This is a genomic window from Serratia sp. Ag1, from assembly GCF_000743355.1.
Lineage (GTDB): Bacteria > Pseudomonadota > Gammaproteobacteria > Enterobacterales > Enterobacteriaceae > Chania.
The window spans coordinates 17,269-29,717 of the sequence record NZ_JQEI01000025.1 but is presented as its reverse complement, the minus strand read 5'-3'; the positions used below and the strand labels follow the sequence as shown (position 1 = coordinate 29,717).

General features: G+C 51.9%; 13 protein-coding genes. 5 read left to right on the top strand and 8 right to left on the bottom strand.

Going from position 1 to position 12,449, the window contains the following annotated elements; genetic code table 11:
* Window positions 1-36 precede the first annotated feature (36 nt).
* Genes IV04_RS15120 through IV04_RS15110 form a run of 3 tightly spaced genes read left to right on the top strand, consistent with a single transcriptional unit; the run spans window position 37 to window position 3,379 of the window.
* Window positions 37-1,581: a cell wall metabolism sensor histidine kinase WalK gene (locus IV04_RS15120; RefSeq protein WP_037395363.1), complete on the top strand. Its 1,545-nt coding sequence runs from the start codon at window positions 37-39 to the stop codon at window positions 1,579-1,581.
* Window positions 1,578-2,330 (top strand): response regulator transcription factor, encoded by a 753-nt coding sequence (locus IV04_RS15115; protein ID WP_231566231.1) that lies wholly within the window; start codon window positions 1,578-1,580, stop codon window positions 2,328-2,330. Before IV04_RS15120 ends, IV04_RS15115 begins: the two co-directional genes overlap by 4 nt.
* Window positions 2,327-3,379 carry a DUF2157 domain-containing protein gene (locus IV04_RS15110; protein ID WP_037395361.1) on the top strand — a complete coding sequence of 351 codons (1,053 nt, stop codon included), beginning with the start codon at window positions 2,327-2,329 and terminating at the stop codon, window positions 3,377-3,379. Before IV04_RS15115 ends, IV04_RS15110 begins: the two co-directional genes overlap by 4 nt.
* Window positions 3,380-3,437: 58 nt before the next feature.
* Here the strand turns inward: IV04_RS15110 and yfhb are convergent, their stop codons facing one another.
* Window positions 3,438-4,094: a phosphatidylglycerophosphatase C gene (yfhb, locus tag IV04_RS15105; RefSeq protein WP_037395359.1), complete on the bottom strand. Its 657-nt coding sequence runs from the start codon at window positions 4,092-4,094 to the stop codon at window positions 3,438-3,440.
* Between the two features lie 34 nt (window positions 4,095-4,128).
* The gene (murQ, locus tag IV04_RS15100) at window positions 4,129-5,022 is read right to left on the bottom strand and encodes an N-acetylmuramic acid 6-phosphate etherase (RefSeq protein ID WP_037395357.1); all 894 of its coding nucleotides are present in this window, start codon (window positions 5,020-5,022) and stop codon (window positions 4,129-4,131) included.
* A gap of 209 nt (window positions 5,023-5,231) precedes the next feature.
* Between murQ and IV04_RS15095 the strand changes: the two genes are divergently transcribed.
* Complete coding sequence (locus tag IV04_RS15095) at window positions 5,232-6,083, top strand: MurR/RpiR family transcriptional regulator (RefSeq protein WP_037395356.1); 852 nt, start codon at window positions 5,232-5,234, stop codon at window positions 6,081-6,083.
* Between the two features lie 55 nt (window positions 6,084-6,138).
* Here IV04_RS15095 and IV04_RS27035 read toward each other — a convergent pair whose 3' ends face one another.
* Window positions 6,139-7,767, bottom strand: a complete 1,629-nt coding sequence (locus IV04_RS27035; protein ID WP_037395354.1) for a GMC oxidoreductase — start codon at window positions 7,765-7,767, stop codon at window positions 6,139-6,141.
* A 657-nt stretch (window positions 7,768-8,424) separates the two neighbouring features.
* On the opposite strand from IV04_RS27035, the gene IV04_RS15085 reads away from it, so the two are divergent.
* On the top strand, window positions 8,425-8,685 hold the full coding sequence (locus IV04_RS15085) for a YfhL family 4Fe-4S dicluster ferredoxin (protein WP_037395352.1): 261 nt from the start codon (window positions 8,425-8,427) through the stop codon (window positions 8,683-8,685).
* A 67-nt stretch (window positions 8,686-8,752) separates the two neighbouring features.
* Here IV04_RS15085 and acpS read toward each other — a convergent pair whose 3' ends face one another.
* The 5 genes from acpS to rnc form a co-directional block, all read right to left on the bottom strand.
* On the bottom strand, window positions 8,753-9,133 hold the full coding sequence (gene acpS, locus IV04_RS15080; protein ID WP_037395350.1) for a holo-ACP synthase: 381 nt from the start codon (window positions 9,131-9,133) through the stop codon (window positions 8,753-8,755).
* Window positions 9,133-9,864 (bottom strand): pyridoxine 5'-phosphate synthase, encoded by a 732-nt coding sequence (gene pdxJ, locus IV04_RS15075; protein WP_037395348.1) that lies wholly within the window; start codon window positions 9,862-9,864, stop codon window positions 9,133-9,135. The genes acpS and pdxJ overlap by 1 nt, the downstream gene beginning before the upstream one ends.
* A 74-nt stretch (window positions 9,865-9,938) precedes the next feature.
* Entirely contained in the window at window positions 9,939-10,670 is a 732-nt protein-coding gene (recO, locus tag IV04_RS15070) for a DNA repair protein RecO (RefSeq protein ID WP_037395346.1), read from the bottom strand.
* Window positions 10,671-10,678: 8 nt separating this feature from the next.
* Entirely contained in the window at window positions 10,679-11,587 is a 909-nt protein-coding gene (era, locus tag IV04_RS15065; RefSeq protein WP_037395345.1) for a GTPase Era, read from the bottom strand.
* Window positions 11,584-12,264: a ribonuclease III gene (rnc, locus tag IV04_RS15060; RefSeq protein ID WP_037395344.1), complete on the bottom strand. Its 681-nt coding sequence runs from the start codon at window positions 12,262-12,264 to the stop codon at window positions 11,584-11,586. The genes era and rnc overlap by 4 nt, the downstream gene beginning before the upstream one ends.
* Window positions 12,265-12,449: the final 185 nt, after the last annotated feature.

The following is a 12,449-nucleotide window of genomic DNA, read 5'->3' as shown; positions in this document are numbered from 1 at the left end:
GTCAACCACAGGCTCAGCGCCGCCATGGGATGGGTCATGAAGCCGTCAAAAAGTCTGTTTCTTTTTACGTTCACTACGCTACTGATTTGCGCAGCGATCGCCTACTTCGGTTATCGTACCCTGACCCACGAAGCCCTGCTGCGCCATTATCAGAACCAGCGCCTGGCACAAAGCCACACTAGCCAAGTCAGCACCTTTATCCAGGGCTTGCTGCAGCAGAACGCAGTACGCCTCAGTTCTGTCGCTACCTATATGTCATTAGACAGCAAGGCGCTCAGTGAGTTAATCGCCCAAGAGAGCGGTATTGATACACTGTTCGTGCTGGAGAAAAACCGGCTGCTGTACCCCAATACTCAGGTGCCACTGACCGAGAAAGAACAAGCCTGGGTACAGGCAATTACCCCCATCGTGCAAGATCCGAGCCTGTTGTACAGCCACTACTTTACGGACGAACAGGCGCAGCCAACCTCGGGTTGGTATCTTAGCCGTGAATCTGGCGAACCGCTGCTGATTTACTGGCAACAGCGTGGCAACCAGTTGATCGGATTTAAGTTTTCTTACGTTAAATTACTGTCCGATGTGATTAATACGCTGGCGTTCGACTATGCACCGAACAAGGTACGGGTACTGGATGATGGCCGCCTGCTCTATCAGAATGGCGACATTCCCTTAGCCGACGGCCAGACGCCGTTGGAGTCCCTGCGCTTACCTTATCCGTTGAGTGCCTGGCAAATAGACTATTACGCCAAAGCGCCCAATGACCATACCCTTTATATCTGGGGTGGTCTGTTGATACTGCTGCTGATCGCTATCTTCGGGCTGGCGATGCTGTACTTATACCGAGAATATACCCGCCAATTACGGCTCGCACAGCAGCAGGTCAACTTTGTTGGCCAGGTTTCGCACGAGTTGAAAACGCCGCTGACCAATATTTCGCTGTATGCAGAGATGTTGCAGGAGTGGCAACAGGAAGACGGCCCGCCGCTTTCACCAAACCAGCGCTACATCGAGATCATTCTCAATGAAAGCCAACGCCTCTCACGCCTGATCCAGAATATCCTCAGCTTTACCAAAGCGCCAAAAGTGCATTTACAACCGGTAGCCTTGGGCCCGCTGCTGAACAAGATTTACCACACCTTTCTCCCTGCTTTCGGCACCAGGCATATGGAACTGGTGTTGCTCGCCCACACAGAGATTCATCTCACCACGGATGTGGATCGCTTAACGCAGATTATCAGCAACTTTCTCAGCAACGCGGAAAAATATGCCGCACAAGGCAAACGGGTAGAACTGATAGCCGAACAAAGTGCGGGCAATGTGCTGATCAAGGTCCGCGATTATGGTAGCGGCATCGCGGCAAAAGAGCTGAAGGCTATCTTTCAACCTTTTTACCGGGTCAAAAGCAGCATTACCGAAGGTGTTTCCGGCACCGGCATTGGCTTGACCATTTCCAGGCAATTGGCGGCCAGCTTGCAAGGAGAGATTTCTGTCACCAGTGGCCCGACCGGTAGCTGCTTTACCCTGTCGTTACCACTCACTATGAAACCTGAAGCCATCACCGATAAGGAGCAGCGCAAGTGAAAATATTGATCGCCGAAGACGATGCCCACATCCGCAACGGGCTGATGGAAGTGCTGGCTCATGAAGGCTACCACCCTATCGCCGCAGAAAATGGAACACAGGCGCTGACGCTGTATCATCAGCAACAACCGGACTTTATTATTCTCGACATCATGATGCCAGAGCGGGATGGTTATGACGTGTGCAGAGAGATTCGCAAGCACGATCGACAGATCCCCATCGTTTTCCTGTCGGCCAGAGATGAGGAGATTGATCGGGTGATTGGGTTAGAGCTCGGTGCAGACGACTACATCAGTAAGCCGTTCGGTATTCATGAGATGCGCGCCAGAATCAAAACCATCGCCCGGCGTTGCCTGCGCCAAACGCCGGAGGCGGAGGAAGACGTCAGCTTCCCATTTGGGGATCTCAGAGTATTTCCTAACGAACTGTGCGCCATTCGCCAGGATCAGCGGCTCGAACTGTCGCTGCGCGAAGTCAATATTCTGCGTTATCTGTATCAACATAAAAACCGGGTAGTCACTCGGGATATGCTGTTTGATGCCGTTTGGGGATACGATCACCTACCGCAAAGCCGAACGCTCGATCAGCATATTTCTAAACTGCGCAAGACGATTGAAACCGATCCGGTCAACCCGGTTCTGGTTCGCACAGTACACGGTGTGGGTTATCGTTACCAATCAAGCTACCCCCCTAACCCCCTAAGCAACAACCAGGGATTAAGGGTGTTACTCAAGGATATAACAACATGAAAATCAATAAGAAAAATGCAGAGGTGGTGCGTAAAGCACTCACCAGTTGGGTGGAAGAAGGCACGCTCAGCACCGAACAACATCAGCAACTGCTGCAAAATATGCAGGTTCAGCCTTTTGACTGGCGCAGGCTGGCACGTTACGCGTTCCTTGCCGCATTGGCTTCGCTGGTGATCGCAATGACCAGCCTGTTCACCGACAGTTGGCTGTTGCAACAGCTCAGCGAACTGTTCCGTTTCGACGCGCCCGTGCGCATGGCGATCGCCGCCGTAATGGCAGTTCTGGCCTATCTCTGGGCGCTACGCCGCCGTATCCGCTTCCCCGACAAACGCTACAGCAATGAGGCTATTCTGTTTATCGCCATTCTGCTCACCGCCTGCGCATTGTGGCAACTGGGCGTCTGGCAGGACAACGGGAGCGGGCGGGTATCGGTGCTGCTGATGTTGGGCGCAGTGCTGTACGGTGCTATCGGCTGGTTTAGCCGTTCCGGGCTGGTGTGGTGGTTTGCCTTGCTGTCGCTTGGCAATGCCTTTGGTGCCGAAACCGGCTATCTCTCTGGCTGGGGTGCTTACTGGCTTGGCATGAGCTTTCCGATTCGTTTTATCGCTTTCGGCATTACCCTGATCGCCGCCGCGCTGCTGTTGAAACCGCTGCTGGCCCAACGTGGTCTGGAGCGAGTATCTCTCGCTATGGGGCTGCTGTATCTGTTTATTGCGCTGTGGATCCTGTCAATATTCGGTAACTATGGCGATCTGGACAGTTGGTACAGAGTACACCAAATCGAGCTATTGCACTGGAGTCTGCTGTTTGGCCTTGCCGCAGCCGCCGCTATCTGGCTCGGCCTGAAACACGACGACGGGATGTTGCGCGGATTTGGTTTGACCTTTCTCGGTATTAATCTGTACACCCGCTTCTTTGAGTTCTTCTGGGACAGTATGCCAAAGGCTTTTTTCTTCGTTATGCTTGGGCTCAGCCTGTGGGCCTTAGGGCATTATGCGGAAAAAATCTGGCAACTAGGACGCCAGCCGCAAGACGTGAGCGATGACTGATTGATATTGTTCATCTCAGGGCTGCGCCACTAAAGCACAGCCTTATATATCACCGGAGCTACTTCAACAGCTGTAACTCACCTTGCTTACTGACCCGCCAACGATGTTCACAGAAAAACAGCAGCGGGTCATCTTGTGTGCTGTCGCTGTAACCACTGTACAGTTTCAACGGTGAACCGAGACGTTGTTCCAATTGCACTACCTTCTGTTTGCCCAGACAACGTAACGTCAACACCCAACCGCCGTAACGACGAGTTATGCGGCTACCAATCAAATGCACTCGCGGCAGAAAAGTAGCATCCCGATAGACCTGCTCCACCAGATGCTCTGGTGAACCGGTAATCAGCCATATCTGTGCCGTATGCTGGTCAAGATAATGGTGCAGGCGCGTCTGCACCGCTGGAAACGCGGTCACTTTCTGGCGAAAGCCGGTGACAAAGCGCTGTTCCAGGGCTTTGAGTACGCTCTCAGAGCGGCCAAAAGTCATAGCCCATAACAGCAAGCTCACCGGCCAACGCGCGGCACGCCCGACAAGCAGCATACCCACCCCAACCACAGGCAACAATGGCAGCACCAAGACGCCATTCAACGGCAGGTGCCGTAACAAAAAGCGCAGGAAACTGCCAAACAAATCTTCCCGGTGCAACGTGCCATCCAGGTCAAAAAACACGACTCGGTGAGCTTGCGCTGCCTCCTGGCTTGGTGGTTTGGTCAAATGCTGCTCCTCATGCCTCAGCGATTAGGTCAATTTACCCCATCAATGCCGCACGCAAATATCCCTGATGCTTCTGCAATCGCTGTTGCGCTTCGGTAGCCGTAACATCAGCCAGAATCATCAGGATCGCCGGTTTTACCTCAAACCCGGTTTGGGCCAGGGCCTCTTCTGCCTGGCTGCGAACGGCACCGGTAGCCTCCATCACAATGCGGCAGGCGCGATCCACAAGTTTTTCATTGGTCGCTTTCACATCTACCATCAAGTTCTGATAGACCTTACCCAGCTTGACCATCGCACCGGTAGAGATCATATTCAGCACCAGCTTTTGCGCCGTGCCCGACTTCATACGGGTAGAACCGGTTAGGGCTTCCGGGCCCACAACCGGCGAGATAGCCACCTGCGCTTCTCTGGCAATCGGCGAGTCTGGATTACAAGAGATCGCCACTGTCGGGCAGCCCAGTTGACGGGCAAACTGCAATGCCCCAATGACATAAGGCGTGCGCCCAGAGGCCGCCAAACCAATGACCACATCACGTGCTGTCAGATTTAACGCTTTCAGGTCAGCTTCACCCAGCGAAACGTCATCTTCCGCGCCTTCTACCGCTTTAAACATCGCCCCCGGCCCACCAGCGATCAATCCGATCACCAGATCGTGTGGCACGCCGAAGGTTGGCGGGCACTCAGATGCATCCAGTATCCCCAACCTGCCACTGGTCCCTGCCCCCAGATAAATCAGACGCCCACCGGCCTGCAAAGCAGCAGCAGCAAAATCCACGGCCTGAGCGATCTCAGGCAACACCTTGGCAATAGCCTCAGGGACTTTACGATCTTCGTTATTAAAGCAGATCATCATCTCGAGCGACGACATTTCATCCAGCATCATGGATGCAGGATTACGGGTTTCTGACACTAATGCACCTAAGTTCATTTCATCACCTTGAATTTTTAATTCATAAAATTAAATAAACATCTGAATATTTTATCAACATAATGCGGGGTATTTGCTATTTTAAGGGCGAAATTACAAAACTTTTCGTTAATCCTTTCGCTAGCGCGTGGCAAAATGCCTGCTGGTTCAAAGGAAAAAAGTTTTTCCGTTGGCTGACAGCACCACAACCCATTACGGAACACAACCTGATGAGCACCCTTCTTCGCATCCGCCAGATGTACCCGACACTGGCTCAAAATGACCGCAAGCTGGCCGATTTTCTGCTGCATAATGCCGAACAGGCTCGCCATCTTAGCTCGCAAAAATTAGCTCAGTTAGCAGGCGTCAGCCAATCCAGCGTAGTCAAGTTTGCCCAAAAAATGGGTTATAAAGGTTTCCCTGCCCTGAAACTGGCCCTGAGCGAAGCACTGGCACAACCACAGTCAGAACCTATCGTCACCGTCCATAATCAGATCCTCAGCAGTGATCCCCTAAAAACCGTAGGTGAAAAGTTGCTGGCGGAAAAGCAGGCGGCATTACGCGCAACGCTGGATATCAACAGTGAGCAGCGGCTGAATACAGCTCTGGATATGCTGCGTACGGCTCGGCGGGTGGTGCTGGTTGGGCTCGGCGCTTCCGGGTTAGTGGCAAAAGATCTTTCATTCAAGCTGCTGAAAATTGGCGTGATGGCGGTGGCAGAAGCAGATATGCACGTTCAGTTAGCCACCGTGCAAGCACTGAGTAAAGACGATCTCCTGCTGGCAATTTCATTCAGCGGCGAACGGCGCGAGATCAATCTGGCCGCAGAAGAAGCCCGTATTGCTGGTGCGCAGGTGTTGGCACTGACCAGTTTCTCCCCCAATAGCCTGCAGCAGCGCGCCGACCACTGCCTGTATACCATCGCCGAAGAACCCAATACCCGCAGTGCCGCGATCTCTTCCAGTACAGCACAGTTTGCCCTGACCGACTTGCTGTTTATGGCACTGATCCAACACGATCTTGAACACGCCTGTGGGCGCATCCGCCACAGTGAGCAACTGGTGAAAAAACTCGGGAGATAGGCTGCGTTTGGCAACGCAGCCGGTGAATTAAAAACTTATGCGGGCGTAATGGGCATCAGCCCCCAGCAGCAATAATGCGCTCTATATTACGTTCTGCCAGAGCGGTGATGGTCAGGGACGGGTTAACTGAACCCGTTGAGCCTGGAATGGCTGCGCCATCCATCACGTACAAACCGTTATAGCCAATGACGCGCCCTTCATTATCCAGCGCTTTATCCAGTACGGCTCCGCCCAGTGGGTGCGCCGTCCAGTTCATACCGGCAACGTCCTCTTTAAAAATCGGTACGCCAGGGACAATGCCATTGGCATCACAAATCCGATTATTCACATAGCGGGCAGCTTCTACGATGTCAGCATTGCCATTGGCAGCCCAGCGCAGATTGACCTTACCCTTGGCCTTATCATAGACAAAGTTCCCGCGATTGGTTTCATCAAACGCCATCCCCAGCGAGCCGATAATCCCCAGGTTGACCGGCACACCCGGCACGTACCAGTTCTCCAAGGTCACTGGCAGGCCAGCATTTCTATCATGAATACGGGAAGCGCTTGGTGAAGCCTGTTGCAGACCTTTGATAGGGGAGAAACTACGCGTCACGATAGTGTCGCCGTTGGTCCCCCAGCCTTGGCCGATTTCTTCATTCAGATCCGGCAAGGTGCCCTTGGCCTGCGCTTTGACCAGCAATTCCGTGGTGCCAATCGAACCAGCTGCCAAGACCAGGCGGTCACAAGAGAGTTCATAACGGTTCAGTTGGTTACCTTCAGGCGAAGATTGAATCACGCTGATCAGATAACGGCGGCCATCCCAGGAAATATCAGAAACTTCATGCCCTGGATAAATCGTCGTTAGCCCGGTGGCTTCGGCCTGTTTTAAGTAGTTCTGGTTTAAATCATATTTGGCACCGTTACTGTTGCCATGGTTACTGGCACCGGCGATTGCCGAAGGTAAGCTGCGCCCTGTCAATTCGGCTCTGATAACATCCCAGTTAAAGATCGAGTCGATAGGTGAAGTGGTATAACCCGCTTTTCTTGACTGCTGGTCCCAAACGCGAGAGTGCCCAAATGGCGCACTATTATAAATATCCAGTGGGATTGAATTGAGGTTCAACATTTTACGCACTAGCGGATAATATTTTTTATCCATTTCGTCGTAATTGACACCACCACCAAAGATGGCGTCGAAATACTGGCGTTCCGGTTGGATCATCACACCGGTAAAAATAACAGAGCCACCGCCCACTGCGGCACCTCGCCATACCGTCATATTGGCATAATCAGTGGCGTCCATCACCCCGGCAAACTTATCAAAATAAGCCGTATTGCCCGCGATCATTTTGGCGCTGGTACGATGCCAGAATGCCCGGCCATCAGGTAATGTGTCGTTGGTAAACGCAGTACGGAAAGGCCCGGTGGGCCATTTGAAGCCCCTTTCCAATACGGTCACTTTCTCACCTGCTTGTGAGAAACGTAAAGCGGCAACCGCGCCACCAAAACCGGAACCGATAACGATAACAGGTGTATGAGCCGGTGGCCGTTTTACGGTTTGGAACAACTCAGGAGCGTGAATTTTATATTTCAGCGTATTGAGTGCAGATATTGTTGCATGTGCCGAAGTTGAATTCAGGCCAGTGATACTTCCAGCACCTATAGCGCCACAACCCAGAAGAAATCGTCTACGAGATACCATGTTAAACCTCCATTTATTGTATTAATCGCCTTACATGACTATTGATGCTGTCCCAGCGGCAACAAAATCATTAGAAAAATAAATGTTAACACAGATATAAAGCCCAAAAAACAATCTAAATAATTCGATTATTTTATCGATTAATTAAAGATCAGTAATTTTCTTATTAAAAAATAAGAAATTAAGAAAAATTAAATTAGAATAAGTATTGATGCCTATTTTAATGTTCTTAATGTATTAAGAAATACCTAAAGTAGAATCATCTTTTGGTTAAACAGCAATCAGCGCTCAGATCCCCCCAAAATTACAGGATATATCTTTATTTAACGCAGGAAATGACTTGCCAATACAGCGCCGATTCTTATGCAAAGAATTCTGTGATACAGTGCGCGGCGTAGCCATGTTTTCGGGTAGCTCCGGCTTATCAAGCGAAGTATCGCTCTTTTGGACGATCAGGCCGATCCATTCCTCATCGGAACATGCTATACCCAAAATAATTCGAGTTGCTTGTAGGCAGCAACCGAATGAATCCCCAGGAGCTTACTTGAGTAAGTGACTGGGGTGAGTGAGGGCAGCCAACACCCAAGCAACTTGAAGTATGACGGGTATAGACGTTTAACTGATTGAAATGACGAGATAGAAAGGTAAATTACTGCAATGGCCCTATTGATTACCAAACGCTGTATCAATTGCGATATGTGCGAACCGGAATGCCCAAATCAGGCCATTTCGATGGGGGATGAAATTTACCAGATCGATGCCAATCGCTGCACCGAGTGCGTCGGCCATTATGATACGCCAACCTGCCAGCAGGTTTGCCCGATCGATAACACCATCATTACCGATCCGCAGCATACCGAAACGCAGGAGCAACTGTGGGAAAAGTTTGTGCTGCTGCACCACGCCGATCGCCTGTAAACCGTGCTGAGCCTACAATCCAGCACCGGGATCTGACATACTGAGCCCCTGTGCTAAGCGGGACCCATCACCCTTCGATAATCACGGTTGCACAGGCATAACGGCGCTCATCAGCCAGAGAGACGTGGATCGAGACAACCCCCATTTTCAGCGCCAGTTCAGCGGCGGCCTGGTGCAAGCGCAGATTGGGTTTGCCCAGACCATCGTTAAACACTTCGAAATGATTGAAAGCCAGCCCGTTGCGGATACCAGTGCCAAAGGCTTTAGCGGCAGCTTCTTTCACCGCAAAGCGCTTGGCAAGAAAACGTATCGGCTGTTGATGCTGCTGATAGGCTTCCCATTCAGCTGGGCTCAATACGCGGCGCGCCAAACGATCGCCGCTGCGTTCAACCACCGCTTCGATACGAGCGATCTCGACGATGTCAGTACCTAAGCCAAGGATCGCCATTAGCGACGCGCTTCTCGCATCAGCAGTTTCATGTCGGCAACCGCCGCTGATAAACCGCTCATCACCGCCTGGCCGATAATCGCATGACCAATATTCAGTTCATGCATCTCCGGCATTGCCGCAATCGGTTGAACATTGTGATAAGTCAGACCATGACCGGCATTCACTTTTAACCCTTTGCTCGCAGCATAGGTTGCTGCTTTGGCGATACGATTTAGTTCGGCCTGAACGGCCAGTTCGCCTACGGCTTCCGCATAAGCACCAGTGTGGATCTCGATATAAGGCGCGCCAACGGCAACGGCGGCGTCGATCTGGCGATGGTCAGCGTCAATAAACAGTGACACCAGGATCCCGGCTTGGGATAGCCGCTCAACCGCTACGGCCATTTTGTCCAGTTGCCCAGCGACATCAAGCCCGCCTTCAGTGGTCACTTCCTGGCGTTTTTCTGGCACCAGGCAGCAAAAATGCGGCTTCAGCTCAATGGCGATATCCAGCATTTCGTCGGTAACCGCCATTTCCAGATTCATGCGCGTCTGAATCGTCTGGCGCAGGATCCGCACGTCACGATCGGTAATGTGGCGGCGATCTTCACGCAGATGAACGGTAATTCCATCGGCACCCGCCTGCTCGGCAATAAACGCCGCCTGGACCGGATCTGGATAGTGGGTTCCGCGCGCATTCCGTAACGTGGCGATATGATCAATATTAACGCCCAGCAGCAAATCAGCCATGACAATCCTCTAAATAACAATGTTCAGTAGCAGCAGTTTACACGCCTGTGGAAAGCGGCAAAAGCAGAAAGAGATTAGGTTTCGTCGACAGGAGTGTTGGGTTGCTTACGCACGAACTGACGGAACAGCTCACGGCTTTTCAGCGGTTTGCCGCCAAGGTAGGGTTTCAGCGCGATACGGGTAAAACGTTTGGCCGCCCGCAGAGTTTGTGCATCGGGGAATTGTCGCTCGGCCAAAGCACGCAGTTCACGACCAGTAAAGCTGTAGTGATCGACCACCAGGCTGGCGATAAAGCCTTTTTCTTCGCGATACCGGTAGGTCATGCCATCATCTACCGGCTCACCGCTGCCAGCACAGTGCAGGAAATCCAGGCCATAACCGAGATGGCCCAACAGGGCCAGTTCGAATTGGCGCAGAGCCTGCTCCGGTGAACTGTCCTCCGCCGCCAATGCCTGTAAGCATTGCAGATAATCGAAGAACAGTACCGAATAGTTGCCTTCCTGCTCCAGCACCCGCGACAGCAACTCGTTCACGTACAGGCCGCTATAAAGCATCATGCCACTGAGGGGTAAACCGAGAGAAACGGCTTCGGCGCTGCGCAGCGTTTTAACTTCACCACGCCCGCCCCAGCGTACTAACAGAGGGGTGAAAGGCTGTAAACATCCTTTCAGACTGGAACGGCGACGGCGTGCGCCTTTTGCCAGCAAGCGCACCCGTCCATGGCCTTCGGTGAACAAATCCAGCATCAGGCTGGTTTCACTGTATGGCCGCCCATGCAGGACGAAGGCGCGCTCCCAGCCATCCATCAGAGGGGTTACTTCAAATCGTCAACATAGCCCAGGCTACGCAGCGCACGTTCGTCGTCTGCCCAGCCGGATTTCACTTTCACCCACAGTTCCAGATGCACTTTGGCTTCAAACATCTGTTCCATATCCTGACGGGCTTCAATGCCGATAGTTTTGATTTTCGAACCTTTATTACCGATAACCATTTTCTTCTGGCCTTCACGTTCCACCAGAATCAGGCCATGAATATCATAACCACCGCGATCGTTGGCCACAAACTGTTCGATTTCCACCGTCACAGAGTAAGGCAGTTCCTCGCCCAAAAAACGCATCAGTTTTTCACGGATGATTTCTGACGCCATAAAACGCTGGGAACGGTCGGTAATATAATCGTCTGGGAAATGGTGCTCCGCTTCCGGCAACAGTTTACGCACGATACCGGCGATCGTATCCAGATTCGTGCCCTTTTCTGCGGAGATAGGTACCACATCAAGGAAATTCATCTGCTGGCTAAGGAACGAAATATGCGGCAATAGCTTGGATTTGTCGGTAACGTTGTCGACCTTGTTGATCGCCAACAGAACCGGGCATTTCAGGCTACGCAATTTGTTCACCACCATTTCGTCATCGTCAGTCCAATGGGTGCCTTCAACCACGAAGATCACCAGCTCAACGTCGCCGATCGAACTGCTGGCCGCACGGTTCATCAAACGGTTGATGGCGCGTTTTTCTTCGATATGCAACCCGGGGGTATCCACATAGATAGCCTGGTAAGGCCCTTCAGTATGGATCCCCATAATGCGGTGACGGGTAGTCTGCGGTTTACGCGAGGTGATGGAGACTTTTTGCCCCAGCAGTTGGTTGAGCAACGTGGATTTACCCACGTTGGGGCGACCGACGATCGCAATAAAACCACAGTATTGTTTTTCTTCGCTCATTCAAGCTCCAGCTTTTTCATGGCTTGTTCCGCTGCCGCTTGCTCAGCTTTGCGCCGGCTTGAACCCGTACCCATCACAGGTTCGCTCAAACCGCTCACTTGGCAGTGGATGGTAAACTCCTGATCGTGCGCCTCACCGCGAACCTGCACTACCAGATAGGAAGGCAACGGCAGATGGCGACCTTGTAAAAACTCCTGCAAACGGGTTTTCGGGTCTTTCTGCTTATCACCGGGGCTAATTTCGTCCAACCGGCTACGATACCAGTCCAAAATCAGGCGTTCGACGGTTTGAATATCGCTATCCAGGAACACGCCACCAATTAATGCCTCAACCGTATCCGCCAGAATTGATTCGCGGCGGAATCCACCACTTTTCAACTCTCCCGGCCCAAGGCGCAGACACTCGCCCAGATCAAATTCACGCGCCATTTCCGCCAGAGTGTTACCACGCACCAGTGTGGCACGCATGCGGCTCATGTCACCTTCGTCTACGCGAGGAAAACGGTGATAAAGCGCATTGGCAATGACGAAACTAAGAATAGAATCACCCAGAAACTCAAGACGTTCGTTGTGTTTACTGCTGGCGCTACGGTGAGTCAACGCTTGCAGTAAGAGCTCCTGCTGTTGAAAAGTATAGCCCAGCTTCCGCTGCAGCCTGTTTATTACGATGGGGTTCATGAGTTACCAATAGATCAAGAATGCGTCAAAAACTTGCAGCATACGGAACAGGCCTGCTTAGTTGAAACCAACCCAAAGCTGTTTCGTTTGCAGTGGCTCCGACAAGAAGCCAACTTTTTATCGCTCGAAAACATATTCTACAACGAGTGGAAATATAATGCTGCGTTTATATATAACTTGTGGGT

Bases quoted from the DNA above. Each gene is read 5' to 3' on its own strand.
- IV04_RS15120 (WP_037395363.1), top strand. From the start codon at position 37: ATGAAGCCGTCAAAAAGTCTGTTTCTTTTTACGTTCACTACGCTACTG.
- IV04_RS15110 (WP_037395361.1), top strand. From the start codon at position 2,327: ATGAAAATCAATAAGAAAAATGCAGAGGTGGTGCGTAAAGCACTCACC.
- murQ (WP_037395357.1), bottom strand. From the start codon at position 5,022: ATGAACTTAGGTGCATTAGTGTCAGAAACCCGTAATCCTGCATCCATG.
- IV04_RS15095 (WP_037395356.1), top strand. From the start codon at position 5,232: ATGAGCACCCTTCTTCGCATCCGCCAGATGTACCCGACACTGGCTCAA.
- IV04_RS27035 (WP_037395354.1), bottom strand. From the start codon at position 7,767: ATGGTATCTCGTAGACGATTTCTTCTGGGTTGTGGCGCTATAGGTGCT.
- IV04_RS15085 (WP_037395352.1), top strand. From the start codon at position 8,425: ATGGCCCTATTGATTACCAAACGCTGTATCAATTGCGATATGTGCGAA.
- acpS (WP_037395350.1), bottom strand. From the start codon at position 9,133: ATGGCGATCCTTGGCTTAGGTACTGACATCGTCGAGATCGCTCGTATC.
- pdxJ (WP_037395348.1), bottom strand. From the start codon at position 9,864: ATGGCTGATTTGCTGCTGGGCGTTAATATTGATCATATCGCCACGTTA.
- recO (WP_037395346.1), bottom strand. From the start codon at position 10,670: ATGGATGGCTGGGAGCGCGCCTTCGTCCTGCATGGGCGGCCATACAGT.
- era (WP_037395345.1), bottom strand. From the start codon at position 11,587: ATGAGCGAAGAAAAACAATACTGTGGTTTTATTGCGATCGTCGGTCGC.
- rnc (WP_037395344.1), bottom strand. From the start codon at position 12,264: ATGAACCCCATCGTAATAAACAGGCTGCAGCGGAAGCTGGGCTATACT.